Source organism: Aminobacter ciceronei (assembly GCF_014138625.1).
Taxonomy (GTDB): Bacteria; Pseudomonadota; Alphaproteobacteria; order Rhizobiales; family Rhizobiaceae; genus Aminobacter; species Aminobacter ciceronei.
This window is the reverse complement of the sequence record NZ_JACJHY010000029.1, coordinates 35,440-56,090: the sequence shown is the minus strand read 5'-3', so window position 1 is coordinate 56,090 and position 20,651 is coordinate 35,440. Positions and strand designations below refer to the sequence as shown.

General features: G+C 63.8%; 21 protein-coding genes and 1 pseudogene. 9 read left to right on the top strand and 13 right to left on the bottom strand.

Annotation, left to right across the window (positions count from 1 at the left end; translation table 11 throughout):
• The first annotated feature begins 147 nt into the window (after nt 1-147).
• Nucleotides 148-1,101, top strand: coding sequence for a DUF4034 domain-containing protein (locus HNQ95_RS25165; RefSeq protein ID WP_067965496.1), 954 nt, complete (start codon nt 148-150; stop codon nt 1,099-1,101).
• 46 nt (nt 1,102-1,147) lie between these two features.
• Here the strand turns inward: HNQ95_RS25165 and map are convergent, their stop codons facing one another.
• Nucleotides 1,148-1,927: a type I methionyl aminopeptidase gene (gene map, locus HNQ95_RS25160; protein WP_067965498.1), complete on the bottom strand. Its 780-nt coding sequence runs from the start codon at nt 1,925-1,927 to the stop codon at nt 1,148-1,150.
• Nucleotide 1,928: 1 nt separating this feature from the next.
• Nucleotides 1,929-2,135 carry a ParD-like family protein gene (locus HNQ95_RS25155; RefSeq protein WP_067965500.1) on the bottom strand — a complete coding sequence of 69 codons (207 nt, stop codon included), beginning with the start codon at nt 2,133-2,135 and terminating at the stop codon, nt 1,929-1,931.
• A gap of 358 nt (nt 2,136-2,493) precedes the next feature.
• Between HNQ95_RS25155 and HNQ95_RS25145 the strand changes: the two are divergent.
• Nucleotides 2,494-3,688 (top strand): annotated as a pseudogene (locus HNQ95_RS25145) (TCR/Tet family MFS transporter).
• 394 nt (nt 3,689-4,082) lie between these two features.
• On the opposite strand, the gene HNQ95_RS25140 reads toward HNQ95_RS25145, so the two are convergent.
• Together HNQ95_RS25140 and HNQ95_RS25135 are read right to left on the bottom strand one after the other, a co-directional pair.
• Entirely contained in the window at nt 4,083-4,535 is a 453-nt protein-coding gene (locus HNQ95_RS25140) for an SRPBCC family protein (RefSeq protein WP_154386903.1), read from the bottom strand.
• Nucleotides 4,536-4,633: 98 nt separating this feature from the next.
• Complete coding sequence (locus HNQ95_RS25135; protein WP_182575565.1) at nt 4,634-5,371, bottom strand: class I SAM-dependent methyltransferase; 738 nt, start codon at nt 5,369-5,371, stop codon at nt 4,634-4,636.
• A gap of 253 nt (nt 5,372-5,624) precedes the next feature.
• Between HNQ95_RS25135 and HNQ95_RS25130 the strand changes: the two genes are divergently transcribed.
• Nucleotides 5,625-7,427 (top strand): IlvD/Edd family dehydratase, encoded by a 1,803-nt coding sequence (locus HNQ95_RS25130; protein WP_154386901.1) that lies wholly within the window; start codon nt 5,625-5,627, stop codon nt 7,425-7,427.
• 65 nt (nt 7,428-7,492) lie between these two features.
• Here the strand turns inward: HNQ95_RS25130 and HNQ95_RS25125 are convergent, their stop codons facing one another.
• The 5 genes from HNQ95_RS25125 to HNQ95_RS25105 all read right to left on the bottom strand — a co-directional run bounded on the left by HNQ95_RS25125 (nt 7,493) and on the right by HNQ95_RS25105 (nt 9,998).
• Complete coding sequence (locus HNQ95_RS25125; RefSeq protein ID WP_182575551.1) at nt 7,493-7,660, bottom strand: hypothetical protein; 168 nt, start codon at nt 7,658-7,660, stop codon at nt 7,493-7,495.
• Nucleotides 7,661-7,784: 124 nt separating this feature from the next.
• Complete coding sequence (locus HNQ95_RS25120) at nt 7,785-8,555, bottom strand: DUF899 domain-containing protein (protein ID WP_246340967.1); 771 nt, start codon at nt 8,553-8,555, stop codon at nt 7,785-7,787.
• An 84-nt stretch (nt 8,556-8,639) separates the two neighbouring features.
• Nucleotides 8,640-9,089 (bottom strand): GFA family protein, encoded by a 450-nt coding sequence (locus HNQ95_RS25115; RefSeq protein ID WP_182575549.1) that lies wholly within the window; start codon nt 9,087-9,089, stop codon nt 8,640-8,642.
• Between the two features lie 110 nt (nt 9,090-9,199).
• Nucleotides 9,200-9,661: an SRPBCC family protein gene (locus HNQ95_RS25110; RefSeq protein WP_067965512.1), complete on the bottom strand. Its 462-nt coding sequence runs from the start codon at nt 9,659-9,661 to the stop codon at nt 9,200-9,202.
• The gene (locus HNQ95_RS25105; RefSeq protein WP_067965514.1) at nt 9,645-9,998 is read right to left on the bottom strand and encodes an ArsR/SmtB family transcription factor; all 354 of its coding nucleotides are present in this window, start codon (nt 9,996-9,998) and stop codon (nt 9,645-9,647) included. The genes HNQ95_RS25110 and HNQ95_RS25105 overlap by 17 nt, the downstream gene beginning before the upstream one ends.
• Nucleotides 9,999-10,159: 161 nt before the next feature.
• On the opposite strand from HNQ95_RS25105, the gene HNQ95_RS25100 reads away from it, so the two are divergent.
• Nucleotides 10,160-10,867: a DUF6065 family protein gene (locus tag HNQ95_RS25100; protein WP_182575548.1), complete on the top strand. Its 708-nt coding sequence runs from the start codon at nt 10,160-10,162 to the stop codon at nt 10,865-10,867.
• A 221-nt stretch (nt 10,868-11,088) separates the two neighbouring features.
• On the opposite strand, the gene HNQ95_RS25095 is transcribed toward HNQ95_RS25100, so the two are convergent.
• On the bottom strand, nt 11,089-11,277 hold the full coding sequence (locus HNQ95_RS25095) for a hypothetical protein (RefSeq protein WP_182575547.1): 189 nt from the start codon (nt 11,275-11,277) through the stop codon (nt 11,089-11,091).
• A gap of 162 nt (nt 11,278-11,439) precedes the next feature.
• On the opposite strand from HNQ95_RS25095, the gene HNQ95_RS25090 reads away from it, so the two are divergent.
• Nucleotides 11,440-11,838, top strand: coding sequence for a hypothetical protein (locus HNQ95_RS25090; RefSeq protein ID WP_182575546.1), 399 nt, complete (start codon nt 11,440-11,442; stop codon nt 11,836-11,838).
• On the opposite strand, the gene HNQ95_RS25085 is transcribed toward HNQ95_RS25090, so the two are convergent.
• Nucleotides 11,835-12,986, bottom strand: coding sequence for an ROK family transcriptional regulator (locus HNQ95_RS25085; RefSeq protein ID WP_067965522.1), 1,152 nt, complete (start codon nt 12,984-12,986; stop codon nt 11,835-11,837). The two genes, HNQ95_RS25090 and HNQ95_RS25085, sit on opposite strands and share 4 nt — an antisense overlap.
• A gap of 146 nt (nt 12,987-13,132) precedes the next feature.
• Here HNQ95_RS25085 and HNQ95_RS25080 point away from each other — a divergent pair, with 146 nt between their 5' ends.
• The 3 genes from HNQ95_RS25080 to HNQ95_RS25070 are packed head-to-tail and all read left to right on the top strand — an operon-like array spanning nt 13,133 to nt 15,288.
• On the top strand, nt 13,133-13,735 hold the full coding sequence (locus HNQ95_RS25080) for an MSMEG_1061 family FMN-dependent PPOX-type flavoprotein (protein WP_182575545.1): 603 nt from the start codon (nt 13,133-13,135) through the stop codon (nt 13,733-13,735).
• 9 nt (nt 13,736-13,744) lie between these two features.
• Entirely contained in the window at nt 13,745-14,062 is a 318-nt protein-coding gene (locus tag HNQ95_RS25075; protein WP_182575544.1) for a 2Fe-2S iron-sulfur cluster-binding protein, read from the top strand.
• On the top strand, nt 14,062-15,288 hold the full coding sequence (locus tag HNQ95_RS25070; RefSeq protein WP_182575543.1) for an NAD(P)/FAD-dependent oxidoreductase: 1,227 nt from the start codon (nt 14,062-14,064) through the stop codon (nt 15,286-15,288). The genes HNQ95_RS25075 and HNQ95_RS25070 overlap by 1 nt, the downstream gene beginning before the upstream one ends.
• 44 nt (nt 15,289-15,332) lie before the next feature.
• Here the strand turns inward: HNQ95_RS25070 and HNQ95_RS25065 are convergent, their stop codons facing one another.
• A complete protein-coding gene (locus HNQ95_RS25065) occupies nt 15,333-16,922 on the bottom strand; it encodes a trimethylamine methyltransferase family protein (protein WP_067965530.1) in 1,590 nt (529 codons plus the stop codon).
• Between the two features lie 278 nt (nt 16,923-17,200).
• Entirely contained in the window at nt 17,201-18,694 is a 1,494-nt protein-coding gene (pdxR, locus tag HNQ95_RS25060; RefSeq protein ID WP_067965532.1) for a MocR-like pyridoxine biosynthesis transcription factor PdxR, read from the bottom strand.
• Between the two features lie 273 nt (nt 18,695-18,967).
• Between pdxR and pgi the strand changes: the two genes are divergently transcribed.
• Complete coding sequence (pgi, locus tag HNQ95_RS25055) at nt 18,968-20,617, top strand: glucose-6-phosphate isomerase (RefSeq protein WP_376769274.1); 1,650 nt, start codon at nt 18,968-18,970, stop codon at nt 20,615-20,617.
• The last annotated feature ends 34 nt before the right edge of the window (nt 20,618-20,651 follow it).

Sequence of the window (20,651 nt, the reverse complement as noted above, 5' to 3'; positions counted from 1 at the left end):
AAAGTACAAATTTACTATTCTCGCTAAGGTCATCTCCATCTGAAAATGCGATGTCGAGTTTTCATGACCAAAGCGGAGTGCCCAATGCGACTAATAATTTTGGTACTGCCTTTCGTTCTAGCAATTGTTGGACCAACGAATGCCGGAATGAATGAGGTTGCTCAGCGCCAAATCATCCAACATGCCGTCGCGTCGGCGTTCACAAATGGGCGTTTTGACGAACTCGACACTATGGCCGATCAATTTCGCATGAGCCGCGAGCGAACGGAAAGTGGCGTCTGGAAGTTGACCATATTTTACTCTGGCTTCAACTATGCGCTACTCGATCCTAACTTCAGTGCGGCCTCACTCGACCGCTTTGAGGCTCAGACGTTGGCTTGGATAAAGGCTCGACCAAATTCGCCAGCGGCAAAAATAGCTTACGCATTGGCACTTTCCCAGCGCGCTTGGTTCCTGCGCGGAGATGACTACTACAACAAGTTAACTGATCAACAACGATTGGGTTACATCACATCTCTTCGAAAGCGACGCGATCACCTGCTGGCGATCAAAGAGGAGGTGTCCAAGGACCCTCATTGGTTTACGCTTATGGTCGCGGTCGCAAAGGAAGAGGGTTGGCCCGATGAGGCGTTCGACCGCCTTGTCACAGAGGCTGCCGAGCACGAACCGTATTATTATCAAACGTACTTCTTAGCCATTGACCGGAATCTTCCGCAGTGGGGCGGCAGCGCGGAGAAAATGAACGCGGTCGTCGCACGCGCGACCGACTACACCAGAGAGCTTGATGGAGACTCATTCAAGGCTCGCGGATATTGGTATGCCTCAAGCTATGGTCGAGCTGTCTTTGACAGAGAAAAGTTAGTCGCCAACTGGTCCGAGGTCGCTCAGGGCTTCCAAGACTTATTGAGCCGATATCCGGATCAGTGGAATCACAACGCGTATGCCAAATTCGCTTGCCTGGCAAAGGACCGCACGAGATTCCTGGACGCCTACAGTCTGATCGAAGGTGTAGCGATGGCTGATGTCTGGGACTATCCCGGTCAGGATATGCAGTGTGCCGCCTGGGCAAAGCATCCGGAGCGGAACATAGAAGTCAAATGAAAGTCATTTCGCTCACCTCAGGCTCGGCATCGTTGGCAGGTGCGCGTTAAGCCCGCCCTTGCAACATCCGCGCCTCGTCGCGGCGCAACGTCAGCACCTCGACGCCGGTCGCGGTTACCGCGACCGTATGCTCGAACTGGGCCGAAAGCTTGCGGTCACCCGTCACCACGGTCCAGCCGTCGCTCTCGGTTACAACCCTGCGGGTGCCCTGGTTGACCATCGGCTCGATGGTGAAGACCATGCCCTCGCGCAGTTCCAGGCCGGTTCCCGGGCGTCCGAAATTCAGCACCTGCGGCTCCTCGTGCATCTCGCGGCCGATGCCGTGGCCGCAATATTCCCGAACCACCGAATAGCCGTTCCTCTTGGCATGTCGCTCGATGGCGAAACCGATGTCGCCGAGATGCGCTCCGGGCCGGACCTGCCTGATGCCTTTCCACATCGCCTCCTGCGCCACCCGCACCAGCCGCGTCGCCGCCGGCGCGGCATTGCCGACGAGATAGGTCTTGCTCGAATCGGCGATGTAGCCGCCCTTTTCCAGCGTGATGTCGAAATTGACGATGTCGCCGTCGCGGATGATCTCGTGGCCGTCGGGCACACCGTGGCAGACGACATGGTTGATCGAACAGTTCAGCACATGCTTGAAGCCATACTGCCCCTTGCTCGCCGGGCGCGCGGCGAGGTCGACGGTGATGAAGCGCTCGACAAGATCATTGACCTGCAAGGTCGACATGCCGGCCAGTTCCTGCCCGTCCAGCATCTCGAACACCGACGCCAGCATCCTGCCCGCGACCCGCATCAGCGCCAGCTCGTCCGATGTCTTGACCATGTCAGGCGACCGCCAGGTCCCTGATATGCACTTGTGCTGCCGCAAACTGCATCCTGACGATCTCGTTGAACGACAGCGTCGGATTGGCCTCCGCCAGCATGCCGACCTTCATCCAGAACTCGGCCTGGGCATTGATCGACCGGCACATCACCGTGCTCGCCCGCCTGACTTCCTCATGCAGCTCCTCGTCGATCTTTACGATGCCCATGAATGTCTCCTGCAATGAATATACGCATCATATACGTTTCATATATTCTTAGGTCAATCGGACTCGGCGACATGAGGGCCAGCGAGGCACGTCGCAAAGGACACCCTTGCCCGGCGCCGTCACGTAACGTAAAGGGAACCCGTCGCGAAAAGCGACCGCTTCCCTTGATCCGCCCAGTGGCGGAGTAAACAGGTGGACGAATAGTCGTCCAGGCGGTCAAGCATAAGCACCCATGCCGTTTCGGGCGTGGGTCGCCAGCGTCTCCCGAAAATCATCCCGCCTGACATCGATCAGGCCCATCGCAAGCACCCCATCGGCGCCAGGCACCGCTGCACGCTTGCATCGATTGGAGTCCGCAATGAGCAAGCCGCTCATCGTTATCTTCGTTGCCATAGTCCTCGACGCCATCGGCATCGGGCTAGTCTTTCCGATCCTGCCTGCGCTTTTGCGCGACGTCACCCATGCCGACAATGTCGCCGCCTGTATCGGCGTCATGACGGCTCTCTATGCCGCGATGCAGTTCGTCTTCGCTCCAGTCCTCGGTTCGCTGAGCGACCGGCTCGGCCGGCGCCCGGTGCTCTTGATCTCGCTCGCCGGAGCCGTCGTCAACTACCTGTTCCTGGCCATTGCCCCCCAGCCTCTGGATGCTGCTGCTCGGCCGCGCCATTGCCGGGCTGACCAGCGCCAACTTGTCGGTGGCAACTGCCTACATCACCGACATCTCCGCCGAGCATAAACGTGCCCGCCGCTTTGGCCTGTTCAACGCCATGTTCGGCATTGGCTTCATCATCGGGCCGGTGCTGGGTGGCGTGCTCGGCGACCACTGGCTGCGCCTGCCCTTCATCGCGGCAGCGGTGCTCAACGCCTGCAACCTCCTGCTGGCATTTTTCGCCCTGCCGGAAGCGCGAGAACCCAGCCGGGCGAAGATCGACCTCGCCGCGCTCAATCCGCTTAGGCCGCTGCGCTGGCTGTTTTCGATGAAGCACCTTTTGCCCGTCATTTCCGTCTTCCTCATCTTCAGCGCCACCGGCGAGGCCTACGGCACCTCCTGGGCGCTGTGGGGCAGCGATGCCTTTCAGTGGAACGGGCTGTGGATCGGCCTGTCGCTGGGCAGCTTCGGCGTCTGCCAGGCGCTTGCCCAGGCTTTTCTACCCGGTCCCGCAGTCAGGCTGCTCGGCGAGCGCACCGCCATCCTCGTCGGCATCGCCTGCGCCTGCACTGCACTGGTCGTCATGGCATTCGCCACCGCGAGCTGGATGATCTTTGCCATCATGCCGCTCTTCGCCCTCGGCGGCATCGGCGTGCCCGCCCTTCAGTCGCTCGCCACCCGGCAGGTCGACGAGAGCCAGCAAGGCCAGTTCCAGGGCGTGCTCGCCTCGGCGCTCAGCCTCGCCTCGATCGCAGCCCCGCTCGCCTTCTCCAGCTTCTACTTTGTCGTCCGCGCCCAATGGCCCGGCGCGATCTGGCTCTCCGTCATCGCCCTCTACGCCCTCAGCGTGCCGCTGGTGCTTGGCCTGAGGTTTCGCGAGGCGGTGCCGGCAGCGGCGACGTGAAGCTGGTGGGTGGGTAGGGTGCGAGACGTGGAGAGCTTTTCCACGCTTTTCCGGTTTTTTCTGAACCGGAGCCGCCAAGCGGAACTCCCGCAGACCGCCTCGGTCTCATTCCTTCCCACCCCCCTCTGCCCTGCCGGGCATCTCCCCCAAAAGGGGGGAGATCAGGCCTGCATCTACCCCGCGCCCAATCGCCAACGTCGCAAGCATGACAGTGCGGGATAGGCGCCGCCGGCGACGCGACTAATCTCCCTCCTTGTGGGGGAGATGGCCGGCAGGCCAGAGGGGGGTGCGAAGGATCGCGACGCCAAAGGTTGGCCTCGTAAAGAACGACCGCCAGCGCCACTGTCACCACTCCCCCGTGGACAGTCGCCAAGGGGAGAAGGAAAATTGCGCCTTACGCCCCCCCAACCTTCTCACCAAAGGTCGAGAAGAACTGGCCGGCCAGCTTCTTCGAAGTCGAGGTGATCAGGCGGCTGCCGAGCTGGGCGATCTTGCCGCCGACATCGGCCTTGGCCTCGTATTTGAGGATCGTCGAACCGGGCCCATCCTCGGTCAGCGTCACGTCGGCGCCGCCCTTGGCGAAGCCGGCGATGCCGCCCTTGCCCTCGCCTTCGATGGTGTAGGAGTGCGGCGGCTTGAGGTTCTTCAGCGTCACCTCGCCGGAAAAGGTCGCCTTGATCGGACCGATCTTGAGCACCACCTTGGCGGCCATCTCGGTCGGCGAGGTCATCTCCAGGCTCTCGCAGCCGGGAATGCTCTCCTTGAGCACATTGGGATCGTTGAGCGCCTTCCACACCACCTCGATGGGGGCGGCGATCTTTTCCTCGCCTTCGATCACCAGGGCCATGCGTTATCCTCCCGAATGCCGATCCGATCGAGGCGTAACGCAGCGCCCGGCGATTGTCCATCGCCGCAGTTTTTGTCAGACCCCGTGGCCGATCGGGATCAGGCCTTGCGGCCGATCGGGATGATCTCGCCCGTGTCGGGCGCGTAGGGCGCGCCCTGCCAGCTGCCGAGCCATCGGTCGACGACAAGCCCTGCCGCGGCTATCATCTCGGCGAGCGCCTGCTGCGCCGGAAAGGCGATGCGCGACTGGGCATGGAACTGCCGCCCGCCGGCCGGCACGCGATAGAAGGTGTCGTAGGTGACAATGCCCGTTACCGCGTCCTGGACGGCGTCGTTCCAGGCCTCGACGGCGCCGAAAGTGGGATGCGCAACGGTGCGCCTCGAGTCGTCGGGTCCCCACTCCTGCCACTCCCGGGCCAGCGGATTGCGGCTGTCGAAGATGAAGCGGCCGTCCGATGCCAGGTGGGCAGCGATGGTGTCGAGCACAGCGCGCTGGTCATCGGCGGTCAGGAACACCTGGAAGGCGTGGCCGGTCAGGATAACCAGGTCGAAGCTTTTGCCGAGGCGCAGCGACCGGGCATCGCCCTCGACCCATTCGACGCGATCGCCGCCGCAGCGCTTGCGGGCGACATCGAGCATGGCCGGCGCCGGATCGGCACCGGTGACCGCCCTGCCGTCGGCCAGCATTGCCGTCAGCGCGCCGGTGCCGCAGCCGAGGTCGAGCACGCTCTTGGCGTCGCCGACGAAGCCCATGATGAAGTCGACATCGTCGCCGCCTTCGTTCTCGAGGTCGTAGAACTGGACAAGCTCGGGGTCGATGTAAAGACGGTCGTCGATCAAGGCATTGCTCGCTTTGCTTGTTGAAGTCGCGCATCTTTGCGAAGCCGGTTTCGGCTTTCCGACCGACGCGCCGGCGGCGCATTCTTATCATTGGAGCGTCACGAGAAAAGCCTCGCCGGCCGGATCAGAGGCCGGTGAAAGTTGCACCAGGGCATCGCCCAACGGCATCCCGCACGTTGCGCCCTTCGTCGCTCTTGCAGCGCTTTGGTCCTTGCCATAACGATGCAAGTCCGGATTTCGGGAGGAATTGATGGCCGGCACAAAGACGACGAAGAAGCTCCGTTCGCAGGAGTGGTTCGACAATCCCGACAATCCCGGCATGACCGCGCTCTATCTCGAGCGCTACCTGAATTTCGGCCTGACGCGCGAGGAGCTGCAGTCGGGCAAGCCGCTGATCGGCATCGCCCAGACCGGCTCTGACCTGTCGCCGTGCAACCGCCACCACATCGAGTTGGCCAAGCGCGTGCGCGACGGCATCGTTGCCGCCGGCGGCGTGCCGTTCGAGTTTCCCTGCCACCCGATCCAGGAAACCGGCAAGCGCCCAACCGCCTCGCTCGACCGCAACCTCGCCTATCTCAGCCTCGTCGAAGTGCTCTATGGCTATCCGCTCGACGGCGTGGTGTTGACCATCGGCTGCGACAAGACTGCCCCCGCGCTTTTGATGGCAGCGGCCACCGTCAACATCCCGGCGATCGCGTTGTCGGTCGGTCCCATGCTCAATGGCTGGCACAAGGGCGAACGCACCGGCTCGGGCACCATCGTGTGGAAGTCGCGCGAGCGCCTGTCGTCGGGCGAGATCGACTACAACCAGTTCATGGACATCGTCGCCTCGTCGGCGCCGTCGGTCGGCTATTGCAACACCATGGGCACGGCGACGACGATGAACAGCCTGGCCGAGGCGCTCGGCATGCAGTTGCCCGGAGCGGCTGCGATCCCCGCGCCCTATCGCGAGCGCGGCCAGATCTCCTACGAGACCGGCAAGCGCATCGTCGACATGGTACGCGAGGATCTGAAGCCGTCCGACATCATGACCCGCGAAGCCTTCGAAAACGCCATCGTCATCAATTCGGCGATCGGCGGCTCGACCAATGCGCCGATCCACCTCAATGCCATTGCCCGTCATCTCGACGTGCCGCTCGACAATGACGACTGGCAGAGGGTCGGCCACCATGTGCCGCTGCTGGTCAACTTGCAGCCGGCCGGCGAATATCTCGGCGAGGACTATCACCACGCCGGCGGCGTGCCGGCGGTCGTCGCCGAACTGATGAAGGCCGGCCTGCTGCCGCACCCCGACGCGATCACCGCCAACGGCAAGTCGATGGGCGAGAACTGCGGCGCCACCGAGAACATGGACCCCAAGGTCATCAGGTCGGTCGCCGACCCGTTGAAGAAGGACGCCGGCTTCATCAACCTCAGGGGCAATCTGTTCGACAGCGCGATCATGAAGACCAGCGTGATCTCGCCAGAGTTCCGTGACCGCTATCTGTCAAACCCCAAAGACCCGGAAGCCTTCGAAGGCACGGCAAAGGTGTTCGACGGACCGGAGGACTATCACGCCCGCATCGACGACCCCGCCGAGAACATCGACGAGCATACGGTGCTGTTCATGCGAGGTGCTGGGCCTGTCGGCTATCCCGGCGGCGCCGAGGTGGTGAACATGCAGCCGCCAGCCTATCTGCTCAAGCGTGGCATCCACTCGCTGCCCTGCATCGGCGATGGCCGTCAGTCGGGCACATCGGGATCGCCCTCGATCCTCAACGCCTCTCCGGAAGCCGCCGTCGGCGGCGGGCTGGCGCTGCTGAAATCGGGCGACCGGGTGCGCATCGACCTGAGGAAGGGCACCGCCGACATCCTGGTGAGCGACGACGAGATCGCCCGCCGCCGCGCCGAGCTGCAGAACGATGGCGGCTATCACTTCCCGGCGCACCAGACGCCATGGCAGGAAATCCAGCGCGGCATGGTCGACCAGCTGGCGCAAGGCATGGTGCTGAAGCCGGCTGTCAAATACCAGCGTGTCGCCCAGACCAAAGGCCTGCCGCGCGACAATCACTAGGTACCCCCGGCAGCATCATTGCCTAGGCACAATCACGCCTCGGGCACGGTCAGCCCGAGACGCAGTCAGTCGAGGCTGATCGCCGTTTGCTCGCCCGCCACATTTGCGGCTTCGCCGGAGCAGATCGGCTGCGCCAGCATCTCGGCGAGAATGCTGCGCTGGTTGATCTCGGCGCGCGCGACGTAATGACCGAGATGCTGCGCGGCGGCAGCTGTGCCGATACCTACGGCCAAGGCCGTGCCAACAACTGCACCCCAGCGCACGCCGTGATGCCAACCGGACGCCGCTCTCCACAAGCGGCGCCAGGCTGCCATCACGGCGAAGAGCAATGCTGTCAGGGCGCAGCACATCACCCGCTCAACCGTGCTTGCCGCAGCCGCAATCGGCCGGGTGGTAGCGGCCCGTCATCTCGACCATGCCGCCCTTGCCATACATGTCGTGCGGCCTGACCCAGTCGGCGAGCAGGTGGAACGGACCGTTCTCGGCACGGCCCTTGGGCATCACGTCGAGAAAACCATAGATGCCGAGAAACTGCTCCGCGCCGCGGCCGAAGGTCGAATAGGTCAGATAGATCTGGCCGTCGTCGTCCTTGTAGAAGACGCTGTCGCCGGAGAGATCCTCGATAGGGAAATCGAGTGGCGCGAAGTTGTAGACGGCCTGCTTCGCCGCCAATTGCTCGGGCGTGTAGGAGACGTTGAAGTCGTAGTTGAAGTCGCTGCGGAAGGACGAGACGAAGCGCGCCTTCCAGCCCATGCGCGCCTTCAGCGCCTCGGCTTCGGCCAGCGGCGCACGGGTGACCGCAACGTAGCTGACGTCGTGGTTTTCGAGGTGGACGAGCACGCTGTCAACATTGTCCATCTCGAACGAGCAGCCGACGCAATGGTGCTGCTGGCCCGGCGCCATCATGAAGTGCTTGATGAACAGCTGGCTGCGCCCGTCGAACAGGTCGGACAGCGACAGCTGTCCTCCGGGGCCGTCGAAATAATATTGCTTGTCGATCCTGACCCAGGGCAGTTCGCGCCGCTCGGCGCTCAGCGCGTCGCGCGCCCTGGTCATTGCCTTTTCCTTGGCGAGCAGCGTCCGGCGCGCCGCAACCCACTCGTCTCGCGATACGATTTCATGCTGCATGTCAGTCTCCATCGTTTGGACACAGGTTTCCATTCGGCCACCGGATGGCGGCCGTCTTGCACGGCTTCAAGCTTTCAGGTCTTGCTAGAGGTAGGCGGTCACCACAGGCGGCCGGTCCCAGGCGTCGTTCCTGCCGTCCTCATAGGTGATTGGCACCACAGCCAATTCGTCGGCCGAGATGTCGTCGAGACAGGCGATGTTCACCGCAAAGAAATCGCCACCCATGATGTCGAAGCTGGCCGACGCAAAGGGATGGACGCCGCAGCGGCTGCAGAAAGTGTGGCGGATGGCTGACGAGTTGAAGCGGTACTCGGTCAGCATGTCGGCACCCGCTGTGACGCGGAAGCCGGCAGGCCGGGCAAAATTCTTCCAGAAACGGGTCTTGGCGCACCAGGAGCAGTTGCAGCGGAAGCTCGACGTCCACCAGACGCCGTCGAGCTCAGGCGTCGAGCGTTGGCCTTCGGGTGCCAGATCGAGCTGGCATTCGAAATGCACGGCCCCGCAATGGCAACTGCCGCGATAGGATTTCAGCATCTTCGTTTCTCCTCGCATGGCTGTTCGTTCCGATGATCGACAACGATCATCGGGGACAGCGGTTTCAATCGGGCAGTCGGCGCGCCGGCGGCTTCAGCCGGCGCGAAGCTTCACAGCACGGGTCGGCCGGCAAGCGCGTCGGCCAGGCGATCGAGGCATTCGCCCCAGCCGCCCAGATGCGAGTCGCGCGTTTCGACGTCGAGGAACGGCTCCTGGCGGAAGGTCAGCCGCGTGCGGTCTCCTTCAGGCTTCAACGTCACCGTCACCAGCGTTTGCCAGTCGGGGTCGTGGTCCCAGGCAAAGGTGAAGACGATCCTCTCGTTCTCGACGACCTCGCGGAAGGTGCCGGTCATGCCATCCTCGACGTGGCCATGAATGAGCAGATGGTAGCTGCCGCCGTTACGGAACTCGTGCGTCTCGCAGCTCGACGTAAAGCCCTTCGGCCCCCACCAGCGGCAGAGATGCTCGGGGCTCGACCACATGCGGAAGACGAGCGCCGGCGGCGCATCGAAGACACGTGAAAATTCGAGGACGAGCGACTGGGCGGCGACGGTGTCAGTTCTTGCGGTCATCCTGGTCTCCCCTGGGCGTCTGCAGTTCCTTGAGATAGTCAGCCATGCGGTCGAAGCTCTGATCCCAGAAGCGGCGGTAGCGCTCGACCCAGTTGGCGATGTCCTTGAGCGGCCCGGCCTCCAGCCGGCACGGGCGCCACTGCGCCTCGCGGCCGCGGCTGATCAGACCGGCGCGCTCCAGCACCTTCAGGTGGCGCGAGATCGCCGGCAGGCTCATCTCGAACGGCTCGGCCAGCTCGTTGACGGTCGCCTCGCCCTGCGCAAGCCGGGCAAGGATGGCCCGCCGGGTCGGGTCGGCGAGGCTGGCGAATGTGGCGTCGAGGTGATCTTCGGTCATCTATTTAGCAGACTTATTAATTAACTTATCTGTTAAGTACAACCGGAAAGCCACGCTGTCAAGCGAGGCCGAAAATAGCGGCCGGAAGGGTTGCATGACCACGCCATGGAATAGACGCCCTGCCCGCCCGTTCTCCCTGCCATCATCAAGGAGATGCAAGAATGTTCCTGACGCCCAAGACGCGCGCGATACGCTTTCTCTGCCGCCCCGAAGACGACGGCGTGATCCCGCCGCCGGTGTCGGCCAAGACCTTCATGCCCGACTGGTTTCGCAAGCTGCCGGCGGTCGATCCCGAGAAGCTGTCAACCGGCGACAGCGGGCTGACGGTCAAACGATGCATGCCGTTTCTCGACGCCATGACGGCCGGCTGGATCATCCGGCTGGCGGCAACCGTGCGCATGGAAATTTCGGACGGCGGCAAGAAGGTCGATACCGCCTGGGACTTCGACCGCACTCTGGTCAGCAATCATGGTGCCCATCAGGTGGCCGGCAATCCGCGCGCGCCGCTGCCGCCGTGCAAGTTCCATAACTACTGGAGCATCCGTACCCCACCGGGCTGGAGCTGCCTGTTCGTGCAGCCGCTGAACCGCCCCAATGGCATCTTCGAGATCATCTCGGGCGTCGTCGACAGCGACAGCTATGCGGCCGAGATCCACTTCCCGTTCTTCGCCACCGGCGCGGACGGGCTGCACATCATCGAGAAGGGCGCGCCGATCGCGCAGGTCATCCCTTTCGAGCGCAAGGCGCTGGAGCTTTCAGCAGACATTCGGGCCGAGAGGGAAGACGAAAAGAAGGACCGCAGCCGCGTCTTCCGCAACACCATCTCCACCGACGGCTGGTATCGCCGCTTCGCCCGCAGCCAGCGCTGAGGCGCATGTTTTCAATGCACACAAAAAGGGGCCGGTGGCGAACCACCGGCCCTTTTTCTGCGTTTCCGTCGGGGTCAATCGTCGTCGGACGACGAGTTCGACGAGCTGTTGGAGCTCGAGTTCGACGACGAATTGGAGCTGGAATTGGACGAGGAGTTCGAACTCGAATTGCTGGAGGAATTGGACGAGCTGTTGGAGCTCGAGTTGTTGGACGAGTTCGACTAACGGTTGGAACTCGAATTGCTCGATGCGTTCGACGAGCTGTTCGACCAGCTCTTGCCGTCGGATTTCTTGCCGCCGGCAATGACCGTCTTGAAGAAGCGGCTGATGTCGTCGTCGGCATGTGCAGGCGTCTGCGCCAGCGGTGCGGCGAAGATCAGGGCACCAAGAATGGCGAGGGTCTTTTTCATCTGTCATCTCCTGTTCGACAATCTTGCTGATTGCCGGGGAGGAACGGGAGACATCGGTGACTATTCCACCGCCGCCGGGAAATTCTGCCGATGAACGTCCGAGGATGTTTGAATTTGCCCCTCGCCTCGCCTAACTGGAAACCGACGCAACGGACGCAAGCCATGGCCAGACGACGCTCATCCCTCGGTTTCCTCGGCCTGTTCGGCCGCTCCAGCGACCTGCGCGAACTTGATGCTGCGTTGCGCGCGGTCGACCTGCATCCGGCGCTGGTGCCGGAGGGGGTGAAGCTCACCATCGTCAACCTGATGAAGGACCATTGGCCCGAAGAGCCGCCTTCTTCAGCCTATCCGCCCATCGCCCAGTTGTTCGGCTACTGCATTGCTGGCGCCGACGCCTTTGCCGGCGCCAATGGCGGCGACATGGCCGTGCGGGCGGAACAGCGCATCGAGATCGCGCTCGATGCCGAGGACAGTATCGACGCCCAGATCATCCTGCTGGCGCTGCATGCCAAGCTGATCAATCCCGACGTCGTCGAACGCTTCGGGTTGTCGTCCGACTAATCGGCAGCCTGCTCGACCAAAGGTTCCTTCATCAAGGTCGCCGGGTCCGGGCTGGTCAGCGCGAGCAGCGGCAGGGCCGCGGCGCCGATCAGGGCGCAGCTCTGGCCGAGACCGCTGACCTCGACTCGTGCCTCTGCCATATCCGAACGAACCGACGGGCCGGGATCACCCATTTTTTCTACCAGCCTATGCAACAGCCAGGCAGGTGCAGTGCCGCCGAGCACGATCGCCTGGGGATCGAAGATGTTCTCGAGGCTGACGAGCGCTCGAGACAGTGCCGATGCTGCGCCATCCAGCCAGGATTGCGGAACGGTCTCCGGCGCGAGCGGAGCACCTGCCGGCAACAGCCGCCTGAGGCCATCGAGCGCCAGAGAGCCATGCAGGCAACCGCGATTGCCGCAGTGGCACTTCGGTCCCTTGGGGTCGATGAGCATGTGGCCGAACTCGCCGGCATTTCCGCGTCCGCCATGCACCGGCACCCCGCCCTGCACGATCGCGCCACCCACGCCCTCACCGAGGAAAAGATAGAGGAAGTCGCCGCGCCCCTTGGCCCGGCCATGCGTGTACTCGGCCATGGCGGCGGCATTGGCGTCATTCTCGAACACCAGCGGGGTCGACGCAAACAGGGCCTCGAAGGGCTTGGCGAAGTCCGCCTGTGCGGCGGCGAGCCCGCCCGTCGCCGACCAGCGGCTGGCAAGCGGACGCGAGACCACGACACCTGTGCCGAGCCGAGACAGCCCGTCGGCCGCGGAAGCCACCTCGCGCGCGATCGCCCCCAATGCGTCCAGTTGCTGGCCGTGATCGCCGCCTAAGGCGCGCGCCTCCGGCCGCGCCAGGACGTTGCCGGCGAGGTCGGTGGCGATGGCGTGGCAGGCGCCCGCCGCGACATGCAGGCCGAGGCAATAGCCGGCGCCTGGGCTGATCTCGATGTCGATCTGCGGCTGGCCGCGCTGGCCGCGCCGGCGGCCGGTCTCGCGCACCAGCCCGGTGTCGATCAAATCCTCGATGATGTTGCGGATGCCTTGCGGCGTGAGGCCTGAAAGCCGCGCCAGCTCGATGCGCGACAGGCTGCCGTGGCGGCGTAGCGCGTCGAGCACGACTGTGCGGTTGTAGCGCCGGGTCAGCGTCGCCGAATTGCCGTTGGCCATGTTTCCACCCTCGATTCCAGTCTCGCTAGCATATAAAAGTAAAACAACGAAATTTCTTTATTGACTCCAAACCAGCTTCCGCTAGCCTCGCGGCGGATCAAACAGGCCCGCCATGGAGATGGGCCGCAAGCAAGGGAGATCAGTCGATGCAGTCGATCGACCGCGTGAAGCTGAGGGAGATGTTTCCGCCGCCCGGCAACCTGGTGGTTCAGAAGGTGCTCGATCGGCTCGACCAGCATTGCCTGCATTTCCTGTCCCTGTCGCCGTTCCTGTTGATCGCGACCCAAGGTCACAACGGCGCCGACGTGTCGCCGCGCGGCGACCCCGCCGGCTTCGTCAAGGCGATCGACAGGCAAACGATCCTGATCCCAGACCGGCCCGGCAACAACCGGCTCGATACGATGGAGAACATCCTCGACAACCCGCGCGTCGGCTGCCTGTTCCTGGTGCCGGGGCTGGGCGAGATCCTGCGCATCAATGGCGAGGCCGACCTCGTCGTCGGGCCGGAGCTGGAGCAGCTTGCCTTCCAGGGCAAGACGCCACCGGTCGCCATCCGCATCCGGATCGGCGAGGCGCTGTTCCACTGCGCCAAGGCGGTCATCCGCTCCAAGGTCTGGAACCCGGCGACCTTTGCCAGGCGCGAGGATTTTCCGCCGCTGGGCGCCGTTCTGGCCGACCAGATCGCCGGGCTCGACAAGGACGAGATGATCGAATGGATCCGCGTGGGCGACCAGCGGACGCTCTACTGAGGGTGTGACATGATCGAAATCAACTTCACCGAAGCCGACGGCAACAGGCGCATCCTGAGCGCCGATCCCGGCAGCACGCTGCTGAACGCCATCCTCGGCGCCGGCATCAAGGGCATCGTCGCCGAATGCGGCGGCGGCTGCTCATGCGGCACCTGCCACGTCCATGTCGCTCTGGACTGGACAGGCAGGCTGCCGGCGCCGGCCGACGACGAGACCGACATGCTTTCGCTGGCCGAGGACGTGACCGAACAGAGCCGCCTTGCGTGCCAAATCAGGCTCGCGCCCGAACTGAATGGCCTGAGCGTGGCGATCCCGGGAGCCGCCTGATGGAGCGCATTGTCGGTGCCGGTCACGCCGGCGTGCAGGCGGCTGCCTCGCTGCGCGACGAGGGTTTTGACGGGGACATCGAGCTGGTCAGTGCAGAAAGCACCCTGCCCTATCATCGCCCGCCGCTGTCGAAGCGCTTTGCCGAGGGGCTGACCGACGAGGCGATCGCGCTCAGGCCGGCGGCGTTCTACGCGACGCAGGACATCAGGCTGCGGCGCGGTACGGCGGTGGAAGAAATTGACGCTAGGAGACAGCGCTTGACGCTGGGGAGCGGCAAACAGCTTGCCTATGACCAGTTGATCCTCGCTACCGGCGCGCGCAACCGCCGGCTTGCGGTTCCCGGCGAGGAGCTGAACGGCATCGTCTCGATCCGCGATCTCGGCGACGCCTACCGGCTGGCCTCGTCTGTCGTCATCGGCACGAGGGCCTTCGTCGTTGGTGCGGGTTATCTCGGCCTCGAGGTGGCCGCCGTACTGGCGAGGCGCGGCGTGAAGGTGACCATCGCCGCGTCGCGTCCGCTGCCTCTGAGCCGCTCGGTGTCCGAGGGGACGGCCAAGGTGTTAGCGACGGCGCTGCGGGAGATGGGCATCGAGACCATCGTCGGCGCCGATGTTGCCGGTTTCGAAGGCAGCAGGCATCGCGTGACCGGCGTTCGGCTGGGCGACGGCAGGTTGTGCGCGACGGAGCTTGTTGTCATCGGCATCGGCGCCGTGCCCAGTATCGAGCTCGCCGACCATGCCGGGCTCGACGTCGACGACGGCATTTTGGTCGACGAAGCGTTGGCGACATCGGCTGCCAACATCTCGGCCATTGGCGACTGTGCGCGGCTGCGTGGCGGCGCCCGGCTGGAGAGCGTGGCCAATGCCACCTTCCAGGCACGCCGCATCGCGGCCCAGTTCTGCGGCAAGCCCGATCTGACACCGGAGACGCCCTGGTTCTGGAGCGATATCGGCGAGCTCAAGCTGAAAATGGTGGGAGTGAGGCAGCCTGACGATGTGGTGCAAACACTGGCAGTCAATGACGGTCATGCCACGCTATGCTTCCGCGACCAGCAGTTGGCTGCCGTCGAGACGATCAACGCCAACCGCGTCCATGTCGCGGCGCGGCGTATTCTCGACGCGGGTGTCCCGCTCGGAATGGATGTGGCCAACGCGCCCGGCTTCGACATTGTGGCTCATGCGAAGGCACTTGCCGCGCGAGTGGCCGAGTCTTCACGCGCAGCCTAGGCCGCACAGCAGGTCTGTTGAAACACCGCCAGGAGTTTCTGGCGTTACCCGCCCATGCCCGAGCGCGGCAACTTGATCAGTTCGCCGAACTGGGCGCGCAGCCTGTCGTCGAGGGTGCGCGGGATATGTCGCGGAAAACGCTCGGCAAGGATGCGTCTCTTCTCCGCGATCGCCTTGCCCAGCAGATCCGGCTTGCCCTTTTCGTTCCATTCCTTGGGCGAGAAGCGGTCGGCCACGGCGGGATAGAAATATTCGGTCTGCATTAGCCGGAGCGTCTGCTCGTTGCCGAGATAATGGCCGGGGCCGTTGAGGCAGACTTCGGAGATGGTGGCGATGGAGAGTGCCTCATCGGAGACCTCGATGCCGCGCACGCAGCGCAAGCATTGGCCCAGCATGTCGTTGTCGATGATCAGGCTTTCCAGGCAAAAGCCGAGCAACGAGGCATGCATGCCGGCGGATTCATAGACCAGATTGAGCCCGGACAGCCCGGCCATGACATTGGTGATGCCCTTTTCGTAGCCGGACTGGATGTCGGGCAGCTTGGAGTCGGCCATGCCGGCGGCCGAGCCACCGGGCAGGTCATAGAACTGGGCCATCTGGGCGCAGGCTGAAGTCAGCAGCGCCTGCTCGGCCGAGCCGCCGGACATGGCGCCGGTGCGCAGGTCGGAGACGAAGGGCCAGGTGCCGAAGATGGCGGGGTGGCCGGGTTTCAGCGCGTTGACATAGACGAGGCCGGCCAGCACTTCGGCGACCGCCTGGACGACGGCGCCGGCGATGGCTGCAGGTGCGGTGGCGCCGGCCTGGCCGGCGGAGAGCAGCAGGATCGGAATGCCGCCCTCGACGCAGGCTTCGAGCACGCCGCAGGCATCCTCGGCGAATTTCATCGGCGGCACGACGAAGCAATTGGAGTTGGAGACAAAGGGGCGGGCGCGGAAATTTTCCTCGCCGCCTGATATCTCGTAGAGCATCTGCAAGGCAGGCGCCACGTTCTCGCGCACGGTGAAGCTGGTGCCGACATGTTTGGAGGTGCCCGAGACACAGGCATAAAGCGTGTTGAAGTCCATCTCCAGCGGGTCTGGGATGTCGCGCGGCACCATCGGACGCTGGAAGAAGTGAATGTTGTCGAGCCCGTCGACGATGCGGGCGGCGTCGTAGATGTCCTGCAGCAGGCTTTCGCGGTATTCGCGCTTCTCGACGTCGACGAGGTGAACAGCGGCACCTGCGGTGCCGTAGTGGACCCGCCTGCCCTGAATCACCATGTCGTGCCTCGGGTCCTGGCCGCAGAGTGTGAAGTTGCGGGCGGCGTTCCTGATGGTCGACAGCACCAATTCCCTGGGGAAGCGGATGCGGCCGTCGTCGCCGTAGCTGGCGCCGACCCGCTTCAGCGCCTCGATGCAGCTCGGGATGGCGTTGGCGAAGCCGACGGTTTCGAGCAGGGTCAGTACCGCCTCGTGGATGCGTTCGAGATCGTTCTGGCCCAATGCCTTGAACGTGCCGCCTTCGAGACCGGCCCGCACGGGGCGGATGTCGTCGGCCAGCGGAGCGGCGCGCATCGCCCGTCGCGCCTCCCTGCCACCGGACCTTCGTGAGCGTTGTTCCGCAGACAGGTCATGGCTTTCGACGGCAACTGACATGCAGGTCCTCCGAATTCGTGTGAGGCTGGCCCGCAGTGATTATGCCACCGTCGTGTCGCCTCGTTCCCTTTGCGCGACTATGCAACGTCCATTGGCCCAGACTATGGGCCAGCAGATTGCGCCGGATATGCCAGAGCGCTCATATATGCGCGGCGGCACGAAGCGGCGGCCGGCATGGGCGATAGGCCTGAAATCGGAGCCGAAATCAGGCAGGGATCGGAAGCTGGAAAAAGTGGTGCAACGCCACGCGCCAGGAGGCGGGCAGCGTTGCTGAGGGATCACGCAGCGGCGGGCCGACGGCCGGCAGCGGTTGCCAGTTCGCGGATTCCAGGCTCGATGTGCTGGAGCGCGATCGAGGAGATGCCCAGCCGCATGAAGCGTGTCGGCTTGTCGGAATGCTCGAAGAAACGCTCACCCGGCTCGATGATGACCGAGCGCGCCGCTGCCGCTGCCGCAAGACCGCGCGAGTCGGTGCCGCGGGGGCCTTCCAACCACAAAGACGTGCCGCCGGCCGAGTCGGTCGACTGCCATTCTGGCAGAAAAGCCGAGATCGCCTGGACCAATCGCTTGCGCCTCTCGCCGAAGGCGGTGGAGAGGCGGCGCACCAGCGCCTCGTGATGGCCGAGCGACAGGAACAGCGCGACGGCGCGCTGATTGTTGGCCGGCGGGTGGCGCAGCATGAAGCGGCGCAATGCGCGCAGTTCGGCGATGAGGTCGGCCGAAGCGACGATGTAGCCAAGGCGCAGGCCTGGCGCGAGCGTCTTCGACATCGAGCCGACATAAACGACGCGGCCCGAGCGATCGAGGCTCTTCAAGGCCTGCTGCGGCGCTTCGTCGAGCAGTTGGCTGTCATAGCCATCCTCGATGATGATCTGGTTGTTGCGCGCCGCGCGCGCCAGCAGGTCCTGCCGGCGCTCGGCACTCAGCGGCACCATTGTCGGGCACTGGTGGCTCGGCGTGACGAAGACAAAGCCGGCATCCGACGGGACCGCCGAGGTGACGATGCCCGAATGGTCGACCGGCACGGGCTCGATGTCGGCCCCGGCGAGGCGGAAGATCGAGCGCGCGTCGGGGTAACCCGGGTCTTCCATCGCCACCTTGGAGCCCTTGCTCATCAAGAGCGTGGCCAACATGTAGAGCGCGTTCTGGGCGCCGAGCGTGACGATGATCTCATCCGGATTGGCGAAGATGCCGCGACGCGGCAGCAGACGCGCCTGGATCTGCTCGATCAGCAGCGGATCGTCGCGGTCGACCATGTCGGCCGCCCAGTTGCGAATCTCGAGCACGGCCAGCGCCATGCGGTTGCACTCACGCCATTCGGCGGTCGGAAACAGCGTCGGGTCGAACTGGCCATAGACGAAGGGATAGGACGACTTGATCCAGTTATCGAGCTTGGCCGGCGGCTGCATGTCGGAGGCAGCGATCTGGCGGCGCGCCTTCCAATCGATTTCATTGGCCTGATCGGGGCTCTTCTGCTGCGGCTTGGCCGGTGTCGCCAGAACTTCGGGATTGACGAAGTGGCCACGGCGCTCGCGCGCGACGAGGAACCCCTGGTCGACAAGCTGCTGAAACGCCAGCACCACCGTGCCACGCGCGACGCCGAGCTTTTCGGCAAGGATGCGGCAGGACGGCAGCGGCATCGACGCCGCGATCTGGCGGTCGAGAATGGCGGCGACGATCGCCTGTCGGATCTGGGCCTGGAGCGTCTGACCTGATTCCGCCGAAATTCTGAACAAGCCTGACCAGATAGCCGTATCGTTTCGCTGTGGCATGGGGACGTTTCCTGCATGTCCAGTCTTTTGACTTCGCTGGACCATAGAAAGCTATCCTTGGCACAAGCAGTTGCACCAATCAATTTTTCTAATCTTATAGATTTATGCCAGTGAACCTTTCCAGCGGCGGTTGCAAATGACACCGATTAAATCGATTGAAAGACATCTATTGAATCGATTGAAATTTGCGGCGATAGTCCGCCGCGACGCCTCTCAATCAGCCCCAAGGTCTGCTAGGATGATGCCAGCAGCTGACATTTCCGGAGTTCCCAGGTGATCGACCAACCTTTCAAGGCGGCACTGGCCGCGCTTCGCAGCCACCATCAGGACGCACCCAGAAATCTCCGGGCGGCATTCGCTTCCGACCCGAAGCGGTTCCAGCATTTTTCCGCCTCCGACGACGACCTTTTGCTCGACTGGTCGAAATGTGCTGTCGACGCCGAGACCATGACGCTGCTGGAAAAGCTGGCACACTCGGTCGATCTCGAAGGCCGGCGCGCCGCGATGTTCGCCGGCGAGCGCATCAACGTCACCGAAGACCGCGCCGTGCTGCACACGGCTCTGCGCAATCCACGCGGCGAGCCGGTCATGCTCGACGGCCACGATGTGACGGCTGACGTGCACGCCGTGCTCGATGCCATGGCGGCCTTCGCCGACGACGTCCGCTCGGGCAAGGCGTCAGGTGCCACCGGCAAGAAGATCACCGACATCGTCAATATCGGCATCGGCGGTTCCGACCTTGGTCCGGCCATGGCGACGCTGGCGCTGGCGCCCTATCATGACGGGCCGCGCGTGCATTTCGTCTCCAACATCGACGGCGCCCATATCCACGACACGCTGAAGGGGCTCGACGCCGGCACGACGCTGTTCATCATCGCGTCGAAGACCTTCACCACGGTCGAGACCATGACCAATGCCGCCACTGCGCGGCGCTGGGTGGAGGAGAAGCTGGGGGCCAAGGCGGTGGGCCACCATTTCGCCGCCGTATCGACGGCTCTCGACAAGGTTGCCGCCTTCGGCATCGAGCCGTCACGCGTGTTCGGCTTCTGGGACTGGGTCGGCGGGCGTTATTCGCTATGGTCGGCGATCGGCCTGCCGATCATGATCGCCATCGGACCGAAGAACTTCCGCGAATTCCTTGCCGGCGCGCATGCCATGGACAAGCATTTCGCCACGGCGCCGCTGCTCAAGAACATTCCGGTGCTGATGGGGCTGATCGGCTTCTGGCACCGGGTGGTGTGCAGCTATCCGGCCCGCGCCGTCATCCCCTACGACCAGCGCCTGTCGCGCCTGCCAGCCTATCTGCAGCAGCTCGACATGGAATCGAACGGCAAGAGCGTGACGATATCGGGCGGCGGCGTGGTGACGCCGACGGGTCCGCTGGTGTGGGGCGAGCCGGGCACCAACGGCCAGCACGCCTTCTTCCAGTTGCTGCACCAGGGCACCGACTTCATCCCCGTCGAGTTTCTCGCGGCGGCGGAAGGCCATGAACCTGAGTTGCAGGAACACCATGACCTGCTGCTCGCCAACTGCCTGGCGCAGTCGGAAGCGCTGATGAAGGGCCGTACGCTTGAGGAAGCACGGCGGCAGATGCTGACCAAGGGCATCAAGCCGGAGGAGGTCGACAAGATCGCGCCGCACCGCGTTTTCTCGGGCAATCGCCCGTCGGTGACGATCCTCTACCGTCAGCTCGACCCCTACATGCTCGGCCGGCTGATCGCGCTATATGAGCACCGCGTCTTCGTCGAGGCACAGCTGTTCGGCATCAATGCCTTCGACCAATGGGGCGTCGAACTCGGCAAGGAACTGGCCACCGGCTTGTTGCCTGTCGTGGATGGGCGAGAAAATGCCGCGCGTCATGACTCCTCGACAGCCGGCCTCGTGGAGCATATCCACCGCCTCAGAGCGCCGCGCGGGCAATAGAAGCGGACGGCGCCCCTGGCAATGCACCTGCGCA

Coding starts and splice junctions, on each gene's coding strand:
- HNQ95_RS25075 (WP_182575544.1), top strand. CDS start 13,745: ATGATCGAAATCAACTTCACCGAAGCCGACGGCAACAGGCGCATCCTG.
- HNQ95_RS25070 (WP_182575543.1), top strand. CDS start 14,062: ATGGAGCGCATTGTCGGTGCCGGTCACGCCGGCGTGCAGGCGGCTGCC.
- HNQ95_RS25140 (WP_154386903.1), bottom strand. CDS start 4,535: ATGGCCCTGGTGATCGAAGGCGAGGAAAAGATCGCCGCCCCCATCGAG.
- pdxR (WP_067965532.1), bottom strand. CDS start 18,694: ATGCCACAGCGAAACGATACGGCTATCTGGTCAGGCTTGTTCAGAATT.
- HNQ95_RS25085 (WP_067965522.1), bottom strand. CDS start 12,986: ATGGCCAACGGCAATTCGGCGACGCTGACCCGGCGCTACAACCGCACA.
- HNQ95_RS25105 (WP_067965514.1), bottom strand. CDS start 9,998: ATGACCGAAGATCACCTCGACGCCACATTCGCCAGCCTCGCCGACCCG.
- HNQ95_RS25090 (WP_182575546.1), top strand. CDS start 11,440: ATGGCCAGACGACGCTCATCCCTCGGTTTCCTCGGCCTGTTCGGCCGC.
- HNQ95_RS25115 (WP_182575549.1), bottom strand. CDS start 9,089: ATGCTGAAATCCTATCGCGGCAGTTGCCATTGCGGGGCCGTGCATTTC.
- HNQ95_RS25080 (WP_182575545.1), top strand. CDS start 13,133: ATGCAGTCGATCGACCGCGTGAAGCTGAGGGAGATGTTTCCGCCGCCC.
- HNQ95_RS25165 (WP_067965496.1), top strand. CDS start 148: ATGAATGAGGTTGCTCAGCGCCAAATCATCCAACATGCCGTCGCGTCG.
- HNQ95_RS25120 (WP_246340967.1), bottom strand. CDS start 8,555: ATGCAGCATGAAATCGTATCGCGAGACGAGTGGGTTGCGGCGCGCCGG.
- HNQ95_RS25155 (WP_067965500.1), bottom strand. CDS start 2,135: ATGGGCATCGTAAAGATCGACGAGGAGCTGCATGAGGAAGTCAGGCGG.
- HNQ95_RS25110 (WP_067965512.1), bottom strand. CDS start 9,661: ATGACCGCAAGAACTGACACCGTCGCCGCCCAGTCGCTCGTCCTCGAA.
- HNQ95_RS25130 (WP_154386901.1), top strand. CDS start 5,625: ATGGCCGGCACAAAGACGACGAAGAAGCTCCGTTCGCAGGAGTGGTTC.
- HNQ95_RS25095 (WP_182575547.1), bottom strand. CDS start 11,277: ATGAAAAAGACCCTCGCCATTCTTGGTGCCCTGATCTTCGCCGCACCG.
- HNQ95_RS25100 (WP_182575548.1), top strand. CDS start 10,160: ATGTTCCTGACGCCCAAGACGCGCGCGATACGCTTTCTCTGCCGCCCC.
- map (WP_067965498.1), bottom strand. CDS start 1,927: ATGGTCAAGACATCGGACGAGCTGGCGCTGATGCGGGTCGCGGGCAGG.
- HNQ95_RS25065 (WP_067965530.1), bottom strand. CDS start 16,922: ATGTCAGTTGCCGTCGAAAGCCATGACCTGTCTGCGGAACAACGCTCA.